Annotated in this window: 6 protein-coding genes; 2 read left to right on the top strand and 4 right to left on the bottom strand. The window is 39.6% G+C overall.

All coding sequences use genetic code 11. The features are described 5' to 3' along the window. The 4 genes from ACYSNQ_RS16230 to ACYSNQ_RS16215 form a co-directional block, all read right to left on the bottom strand. On the bottom strand, window positions 1-214 hold a 214-nt coding region (locus ACYSNQ_RS16230), incomplete at its 3' end, for a transposase (protein ID WP_461731384.1). 129 nt (window positions 215-343) lie between these two features. Beyond that, window positions 344-1,450 carry an SLC13 family permease gene (locus ACYSNQ_RS16225; protein ID WP_426084633.1) on the bottom strand — a complete coding sequence of 369 codons (1,107 nt, stop codon included), beginning with the start codon at window positions 1,448-1,450 and terminating at the stop codon, window positions 344-346. 430 nt (window positions 1,451-1,880) lie between these two features. Next, window positions 1,881-2,618: an amino acid ABC transporter ATP-binding protein gene (locus tag ACYSNQ_RS16220; protein WP_426084632.1), complete on the bottom strand. Its 738-nt coding sequence runs from the start codon at window positions 2,616-2,618 to the stop codon at window positions 1,881-1,883. Next, window positions 2,619-4,769, bottom strand: coding sequence for an amino acid ABC transporter substrate-binding protein/permease (locus ACYSNQ_RS16215; RefSeq protein ID WP_426084631.1), 2,151 nt, complete (start codon window positions 4,767-4,769; stop codon window positions 2,619-2,621). A 282-nt stretch (window positions 4,770-5,051) separates the two neighbouring features. Between ACYSNQ_RS16215 and uvrB the strand changes: the two genes are divergently transcribed. After that, a complete protein-coding gene (uvrB, locus tag ACYSNQ_RS16210) occupies window positions 5,052-7,046 on the top strand; it encodes an excinuclease ABC subunit UvrB (RefSeq protein WP_426084630.1) in 1,995 nt (664 codons plus the stop codon). Between the two features lie 10 nt (window positions 7,047-7,056). Further along, window positions 7,057-9,873, top strand: a complete 2,817-nt coding sequence (uvrA, locus tag ACYSNQ_RS16205; RefSeq protein ID WP_426084629.1) for an excinuclease ABC subunit UvrA — start codon at window positions 7,057-7,059, stop codon at window positions 9,871-9,873. The last annotated feature ends 104 nt before the right edge of the window (window positions 9,874-9,977 follow it).

The following is a 9,977-nucleotide window of genomic DNA, read 5'->3' as shown; positions in this document are numbered from 1 at the left end:
AAAAGACACGCTGAGTATACGCATACAGAATAATTTTTAATAGCATCTTCGGGTGGTAGGCCGGTCGGCCTAATTGTTCTTCTAATTTATTAAAGAGTGTTTGCGGCATGGCTTCGACTAAGGCATTAACCGCAAAAGCGACATCCGTTTCAGGAATAAACTGTTCCAACTCTAATGGTAAAATCGTTTGATTAATGGTATAATCTTTAAACATAAAAGCACGCTCCTTTTGATTTGGTTTAGTCACTTTAATCTTACACGGTTGCGTGCTTTTTGTGTACCCTAAAATTAAAAAAGTAGGACAATAATCAGATTTTCTTCTGACTATTGTCCCACTCCCTTTTTAGTTTAAGAAAAATAAAAATACAACAATCATTCCTGCCAGAAATAATAGATTAAGCAGAGAGAATTTAGTTAAGAATTGTTTGTCTTTACCAGGGTAATAAACCCTGTAGATTTTAAAACCAATTAAATTTGCCAGAGAAGCAATTAATGTTCCGAGACCTCCAATATTTACACCAAAGAATAAGGCCTTAATATGGCTGGTAAAAGGAGCAATCAGAATAACTGCGGGTACATTACTGATGATTTGACTAAGAGCAATGCTTCCTAAAAAAGTTCGATAACTGCTTTTAAACTGCTCTTTAATAACAGCGGCAGCACCTGGAATTTGAGAAAAACCTCCTACTGCAATGAAAAAGAAGAGAAAGGTTGCCAATAAACGATAGTCAACCTGTTTCCCAGATTGAGGAGAGTAAAAAAGCAAAATAGTAACTGCCAAGGGGATACTAACCTCATAAGGAGATAAATTAAAAACTGCAGACAAAATCAAAAGACCAGTTAGAGAAAGTAATAGTATATGTTTTTGATTAAGCGACTTAAGCTTGACAGTTTTCTCAGTAAGTTTCTTTTTCTCAATAAATAGAAAAGAAAGACAAAGAAAGCCTAAAGAAGCAACCAGCAGGATAAAAGACCATTGAAAAAAATCACTAGCAGATAAGGAAAAATGAGACATCAGATATAAATTTTGGGGATTCCCAAATGGAAAGAAGCTGCTGCCCAGATTAGCTGCAATAATCAGTAAGACTGCTCCAGTAAGCGGATCTTTTAAAACCTTTAGCTTTTTAGTAATTTTTAAGTAAATCGGCATTAGAGTAAGGATAGCTACATCGTTTGTTAAAAGCATTGAGCTGAAGAACGAGAGCAATGTGATGCTAATGATTAAGCTGCGCGTGTCTTTGGAAAAGTGAATAATTTTTTCAGCTAAAAAATTTAAAACTCCAAGATTTTCAATATTCTTGATTAGCAGCATTAACGCAAATAAGCAGCTAAGCATTTTATAATCAATAGTTTCCTTTCCTGGTAGACCAAAGCCTAAGCTAAGTAAAGCGGCTAGGAAAGAAATCGTAAATAAAAGGTCTGTTTTGAAAAACTGAATAATTTTTGTCATTAAGAGATACTCGCCTCGAATCAAAATAGGATAATTTATAGAGTAAAAAAACAGCAGCTGCTTTGACTTCTTTTATGATGCTGAGTTTCACAAAAGAGCTGTAAAATACTTTAGCAGTTTATAGATTTAAGACCCGCTTAAATTAAATGTACGGCAGGAAAAAAGAAATTTCAAGTGAGACACTGTAACAGTTCAGAGAAAACTTAGAGGAAACAAACCAATAGAAATGAACTAAGAGAATATTCGGTGGCTGAAAGTAGTCGGAAGCTGGAATAAAAATCAGAAGCGATTGGGAACTGAGGAATGTCTTGATTTTTTCAAATAAAAGAACTTGAAACAAAACCAGATATTTCCTGCTTTTTGTTCCAAGCTCCACGATTTTAATTAGCTTTTAATCCTGCCAACACTAGTTGATGTTGAAAACTTTTTATCAAATATTCAATACCTTATTCAGGAAGTCCTGAGTCCGTTCATGCTGAGGAGACTCAAAGATTTGCTGTGGCGTACCATCTTCAAGGAAGTTCCCGCCGTCGATGAACATTACGCGGTTTGCCACCTCTTTGGCAAAGCCCATCTCATGTGTAACAATCACCATTGTCATACCTTGTTTTGCCAGCTTTTTCATAACATTCAATACATCCCCAACCATTTCAGGGTCAAGTGCTGAGGTAGGCTCATCGAAAAGCATAATGTCAGGATTCATTGCAAGCGCACGGGCAATAGCCACACGCTGCTTTTGACCACCAGACAAAGATTTCGGATAGCTATCTTTTTTATCTGCCAGTCCAACTGTATCCAGCAGCTTAACAGCTTTTTCTTTTGCCTCGCTTGGAGACATACGGCCTAAATCAACTGGTGCAAGTGTAATGTTTTCCAAAACAGAGAGATGAGGAAAAAGGTTAAAATGTTGGAACACCATCCCGATGTGCTGACGCACCTTATTGATATCTGTATTTTTATCAGTCAGATTCGCACCATCAATAATGATATCCCCGCTGGTTGCCTCTTCCAACTGGTTCAGACAACGTAGAAAGGTACTTTTTCCAGAACCAGAAGGACCAATAACACAAACAACATCACCTTCATTAATTGATACGTTAATGTCTTTTAAAACGGTGTTATCACCATATTTTTTTACTAATTTTTCGACTAGAATTTTTTCTGTCATTTAGTTCACCTTCTTTTCAAGTACTTTAGCCAGCTTAGTTAATGAAGTGATTAGAATCAAATACATTACTGCAACAATCAGATACACCATTGTACTTTGCAGGTTACGGGCAACGATGATTTTACCAGTCTGCAGCAGTTCAATCAGACCAATTGCAGAAAGAATAGTTGTATCTTTCAAAGAAATAACAAACTGATTAATGAAAGAAGGAATCATGATGCGGATAGCCTGCGGCAAAACGATTTTTCTCATTGTTTTATTGTAAGAAAGCCCTAAGCTTCGGGAGGCTTCCATTTGACCAACCGGAACGGCATTAATACCGCCGCGGACAATTTCGGAGATGTAGGCACTAGCATTTAACGTTAATGTAATAATCCCTGCAATAAACACGGGGATGTTGAAGCCTAGAACCCCTGGTAAACCAAAGTAGATGAAGAAAGCAACTACCATCAACGGAATCCCTCGAATAAGATCGACATAAATGGTTGCGACTATGCGCAGGGCCTTAACCGGAGATACACTGAACAGACCAAAGATAACACCAATAATTAGAGCGAGAACAAAAGAAATCAATGTTAGCTGAATGGTCATCCAGAGACCGCTTAACAGTCGTTTCCAGTTGTTTTTAATCATTCCGGCAAATGTAGACTCATCAGCAGTTTCTTTTTTACTGCCGTCTTGAATGTACTTGCTGAGAATCTCGTCGTATTCACCAGTTCGTTTCAGCTCTGCGAGCCCTTCGTTGAACATCTCAACTAATTCCGGATTGTTGCCTTTTTTCACTGCAAAACCATAAGAGCCGCCTTCTTCCCGGGGAATCGGTGTAGCTAAAGGCTGTCCCTGAGCAATACCGTAGCCGATAACAGGGTAATCGTCCATCATGGCATCGATTTCTGAAATTTCTAATGCACTATACAACGCATCAGTAGTATCAAGATACGTGATGGAATACCCATAGTTTTCTTTGTTCGCTTCAAGGAAATCAGCGCTTTCCGTTCCAATTTTCGCTCCTACTGTCTTCCCTTTTAAATCCTCATAAGAAGTAATGGAATCGTTATTTTCTTTAACAGCAATTTGGATGCCGCTGTCAAAGTAAGGTGTTGAGAAATCGAAAGCTTTTTCTCGTTCCTGTGTAATAGTCATTCCAGCAATCATTCCATCTGCCTGACCAGATTCTACGGCTTGAACAGCTGAACTGAAACCAATAAATTTAAATTCAATGTTGAAGCCTTGCAGCTCAGCAACGCGTTTCATTAAATCAACGTCGATTCCTTCGTATTCACCATCAGAATTTTGAAACTCAAATGGTGCAAAGGTTGAATCGCTAGCAATTGAATAAACCTCTTTCTTTGGCTCAATCTGCTGCATTTCTTTTCCGTCGTCTTTGGCACCGGAAGAGATATAAGTAGAAACTATTTTGTCATAGGTTCCATCTTCCTTTAGCTTTTTTAAACCTGCGTTGAACTGTTTAATCAGTTCTGGATTTTGTCCTTTTTTCACTGCAAAACCATAGGAGCTGCCTGTCTCTTTTTCTCCGACTAGCTGCAGCTTCTGTCCGTTAGTGATCGCGTATCCTAAAACTGGATAATCATCAAAGATAGCATCTGCTTCACCATTTTGGAGAGCTTGATAAAGACCTGTTGCATCATCGAAGTTCTTAATTGTATAATCATATTTCTTTTGATTTTCTTCGAGGAAAGCAGCACTCTCTGTTCCAACTTTAGCAGCAACTGTTTTCCCTTTTAAATCCTTATACGAACTGATTGTATCATTTCCTTGCTTAACAGCCATCTGCAGACCACTGTCAAAATAAGGCTCCGAAAAATCAAATGATTTTTTTCGTTCGTCGGTAATACTCATTCCAGCTATCATTCCGTCAATCTGGTTTGACTGAACTGCTTGAATCGCTGAATCAAATCCTAAAGGTTTCAAATTAACTTTAAATCCCTGATCTTCTGCAATCGCATTAAGTAAGTCAATATCGATACCGATGTATTCATCATTTGAATCCTGAAACTCAAACGGCGCAAAAGTCAAATCTGTTCCGATATCGTATGTTTTTTCTTCAGCCGAGGCCGGCTTACCAACAGTGAAAACAAGCAGGCTGGCAATTACAGCAACTAAAGAAAATAAAAAATACTTCTTCTTCATAAAAGTCCTCCTAATATAATTACATATTCAGTAATTATATAGCAAAATTAAGGTCAAAAACAATTAATTTGACATAGAAAAATAAAAAAATATTTAGAAAGTAACATTTCGTGTGAGAAATCATGACATGTAAAAGAGTTTTTTCTATTAAAAAACGATAAAAGAATCTGATCTATTCAAGTGGCGAAAATATGTTCGGTATGTTAAAATAATTCAGGGAGTAAGAAATTACTCTTTTCCTTTTTTCTAGTGAGAAAAAACTGTATGAAGGGAGTAAGTCAGATGATTGAAAGAACAACAACAAACCAGTTTGAACTGGTCTCTAAGTATCAGCCAGATGGTGATCAGCCGGAGGCGATTGAACGATTAGTAGAAGGAATTGAAGGCGGAGAAAAGGCCCAAATTTTACTAGGCGCCACAGGTACTGGTAAAACTTTTACAATCTCAAACGTGATTAAAGAAGTGAACAAACCAACACTGGTGATTGCTCATAATAAAACCTTGGCAGGACAGCTTTACGGGGAGTTTAAAGAGTTTTTCCCAAACAATGCTGTTGAATATTTTGTCAGCTACTATGATTTTTATCAGCCGGAGGCTTACGTTCCTTCAAGTGATACATATATTGAAAAAGATGCCAGCATCAATGATGAAATTGACAAGCTGCGTCACTCGGCTACCAGTGCACTACTAGAACGAAATGATGTTATTGTGATAGCGTCGGTTTCCTGTATTTTTGGTTTGGGAAATCCTGATGAGTATAGTGATCAAGTTGTTTCGCTGCGGGTTGGTATGGAGATAGACCGTGGAACCTTACTTAGAAATCTAATTGATATCCAGTTTGAACGAAATGATATAGACTTTCAGCGGGGACGCTTTAGAGTACGAGGGGATGTTGTCGAGATATTCCCAGCCTCCAAAGATGATCATGCCTTACGGGTGGAGTTTTTTGGAGATGAAATTGAGCGCATTAGAGAAGTAGATGCTTTAACTGGAGAGGTACTTGGCGATACAGAACATGTAGCGATATTTCCAGCAACCCACTTTGTGACCAATGATGATCATATGGAGCATGCGATTGCTCAAATTCAGGCTGAGCTGGATGGCCGGCTTAAGGTTCTGCGTTCTGAAAATAAACTGCTGGAGGCGCAGCGGTTGGAACAACGGACGAATTATGATATCGAGATGATGAGAGAGATGGGCTATACATCTGGAATTGAGAATTATTCCAGACATATGGATGGACGAAAAGAAGGCGAGCCGCCTTATACATTAATCGACTTTTTTCCAGACGATTTTCTGCTGGTTATTGATGAGTCTCACGTAACCATGCCTCAGGTTAGAGGGATGTATAATGGGGACCGTGCCAGAAAGCAGATGCTGGTGGACTATGGTTTTCGTTTGCCGAGCGCGCTGGACAACCGTCCATTAAAACTGGAAGAATTTGAGAAGCATGTCCATCAGGTAGTCTATGTTTCTGCTACACCGGGACCGTATGAACATGAACAAACAGAGACTGTGATTCAACAAATTATTCGTCCAACGGGTCTGTTGGATCCATTGATTGAAGTTCGTCCGATTATGGGACAAATTGATGATTTAGTTGGCGAAATTAATGAGCGGGTGGCAAATAATCAGCGGGTCTTTGTCACGACTTTGACGAAAAAAATGTCGGAGGATTTGACTGACTACTTCAAAGAGCTGGGATTAAAGGTTAAATACCTGCACAGTGATATCAAGACGCTGGAACGTACGGAAATAATTCGTGATCTTCGTTTAGGTGAGTTTGATGTTCTAATTGGGATTAATCTTCTAAGAGAAGGCTTAGACGTGCCGGAGGTATCTCTAATTGCCATCTTGGATGCGGATAAGGAAGGATTTCTGCGAAGTGAACGTTCGCTGGTTCAGACAATTGGACGGGCAGCCCGGAACTCTGAGGGAAAAGTTATCATGTATGCAGATAAAATTACGGATTCCATGCAGAAGGCGATGGATGAAACTGCCCGCCGCCGTTCAATACAAGAGAAGTACAATGAAGAACACGGAATTGTTCCTAAAACAATTATCAAGGAAATTCGTGACTTGATTTCTATTTCTAAAATCGCTGAAGATGAAGAAACTTATTCAATAAGCACATCTTATGACAAGCTGACTAAGCAGGAAAAAGACGATTTGTTGATGAAACTTGAGAAAGAAATGAAAGATGCTGCGAAAGCATTGGATTTTGAAGCAGCTGCAACATTACGGGATACGATTCTGGAGCTGAAGGCTTCAGATTAGGAGGTAGAATATGGCTAACGATAAAATTGTGATTCATGGAGCACGCGCTCATAACTTAAAGAATGTTGATGTGACGATTCCCCGCGATAAGCTGGTTGTAGTGACCGGCTTGTCTGGTTCCGGGAAAAGCTCGCTGGCTTTTGATACATTATATGCAGAAGGGCAAAGACGTTATGTGGAGAGCCTTTCGGCCTACGCTCGTCAATTTTTAGGTCAGATGGATAAACCAGATGTGGATAGTATTGACGGGTTAAGTCCAGCCATCTCCATTGATCAGAAAACAACCAGTAAGAACCCTCGATCAACAGTAGGAACGGTCACGGAAATAAATGATTACCTTCGTCTGCTTTTTGCACGCATTGGTCATCCAATTTGTCCGAACGACAATATCGAAATCACCAGTCAGTCTGTTGAACAGATGGCGGATAAAATTCTGGAATTTCCGGAACGTACAAAACTGCAGATTATGGCTCCAGTCATCGTTAAGAAAAAAGGACAGCATAAAAAAGTATTTGATTCTATTCAAAAAGAAGGATATGTCCGTGTTCGTGTAGATGGAGAAATCTATGATTTGAGTGAAGTACCGGAGCTGGAGAAGAATAAGAAGCATGATATTGCGATTGTAGTAGATCGAATTATTCTTAAAGAAGGCATCCGTTCCCGTTTGTTTGATTCAATTGAAGCTTCTCTTCGCTTAGCAGAGGGATACGTATTAGTAGACATTAATGGTGAAGAAGAACTATTGTTCAGTGAACACTATGCTTGTCCTTACTGCGGCTTTACCGTTGGCGAGCTGGAGCCGAGACTCTTCTCATTTAATGCACCATTTGGCGCTTGCCCAGACTGTGACGGCTTAGGTATGCGCTTGGAAGTAGACAAAGATTTAATCATTCCAGAACCTTCAAAAACATTGAAGGAAGGGGCCATCGCCCCTTGGAATCCAATTAGCTCACAATATTATCCTCAAATGCTTGAGCAGGCAGCAGCTGGTTTTGGCATTGATGCGGATACACCATTTAATGAACTGCCAAAGGAACATCAGGATATCATTTTAAATGGTTCAAACGGTGAAATTTTCCATTTCCATTATGAAAATGAGTTTGGCGGCGTGCGTGATGTGGATCTTGCCTTCGAAGGGATTTTAAAGAACATTAAACGTCGCTATCATGAAACCAACAGCGAATTTACCAGAGAACAAATGCGTTCATACATGACAGAGCTGCCTTGTCAAACCTGTAAAGGCTACCGTTTGAATCCACAAGCTTTAGCTGTGAAAATAAATGGTACCAGCATTGGTGAAGTAAGCGAGTTAACCATTCAAAACAGTGTACCTTTCTTTGAAAAACTGAGCTTAACAGAACAAGAGCAGATGATTGCCAAGCCGATATTGAAAGAAGTAAAAGACCGGTTGACCTTTTTGGAAAATGTGGGATTAAATTACTTAACCTTGAGCCGTGCTTCCGGTACGTTGTCAGGTGGAGAGGCACAGCGGATTCGCCTAGCTACCCAGATTGGATCAAATTTATCCGGCGTATTATATATTCTGGATGAACCCTCTATCGGTCTTCATCAGCGGGATAACGATCGTTTGATTGCTTCTTTAAAGAAAATGCGGGATCTTGGCAATACCCTGATTGTCGTGGAGCATGACGAAGATACTATGCGGGAAGCTGACTACTTGATTGATGTAGGGCCAAGAGCCGGAGAACAAGGCGGACAGATTGTGGCTGCTGGAACACCAGAAGAAGTAGCCGCAAACCCTGATTCACTGACAGGACAATATCTGTCGGGCAAGCTTGTGATTCCTGTGCCGGAAAAACGGCGGAAGGGCACCGGCAAGTCCATTAAAGTCACTGGAGCAGCAGAAAACAATCTCAAAAATGTCAATGTGGAGTTTCCTTTAGGGGAGTTTGTTGCAGTTACCGGTGTATCTGGATCAGGGAAAAGTACGTTGGTCAATCAGATATTGAAAAAGGCTCTTGCTCAAAAGTTAAACCGCAACTCAAATAAACCTGGTAAGCATAAAAGTGTAACTGGGTATAAACAGATTGAAAAAGTAATTGATATCGATCAAAGTCCAATTGGCCGAACACCTCGAAGTAATCCTGCTACATACACTAGTGTATTCGATGATATTCGGGATTTATTCGCTAAAACAAATGAGGCGAAAGTTCGCGGATATAAGAAAGGCCGTTTTAGTTTCAATGTGAAGGGCGGGCGCTGTGAAGCCTGCCGTGGTGATGGGATTATTAAGATTGAAATGCATTTTCTGCCGGATGTTTATGTTCCCTGTGAGGTTTGTCATGGGAAACGCTATAACTCTGAAACGCTGGATGTTCATTACAAAGGAAAAAATATTGCAGATATCTTAGAAATGACTGTTGAAGATGCTGTAGAATTTTTCCAGCCTATTCCTAAAATTCACCGCAAGCTGCAGACAATTTTGGACGTTGGTTTAGGGTATGTAACATTAGGACAGCCAGCTACCACATTGTCAGGTGGTGAAGCACAACGTATGAAGCTTGCCAGTGAGCTGCATAAGATTTCGAATGGCAAGAATTTCTATATCTTGGATGAACCTACGACCGGACTTCATACGGATGATATCGCCCGTTTACTGGATGTTTTGAACCGACTGGTTGATGCTGGAAATACTGTACTGGTTATTGAACATAATCTGGATATGATTAAATCAGCCGATCATGTTATTGACTTAGGTCCAGAGGGTGGCGACGGCGGCGGAACGATTGTCGGAATCGGTACACCGGAAGAAATTGCTGAAATTAAGGAAAGCTATACTGGTCAATATTTGAAGCGGGTTTTATAAATTGGTATACTCCATTTCTGTGAAAGTGTTTTCTTTTTTAAGAAATTCATAATTTTTAAGAATAGATTGAAAAATCTTGATTTATAATTTCTCATAGAGTAAAA

This window comes from Enterococcus sp. LJL51, assembly GCF_054871795.1.
Note: the sequence above shows the minus strand (reverse complement) of the source record. Positions and strands in the feature narration are given on the sequence as shown.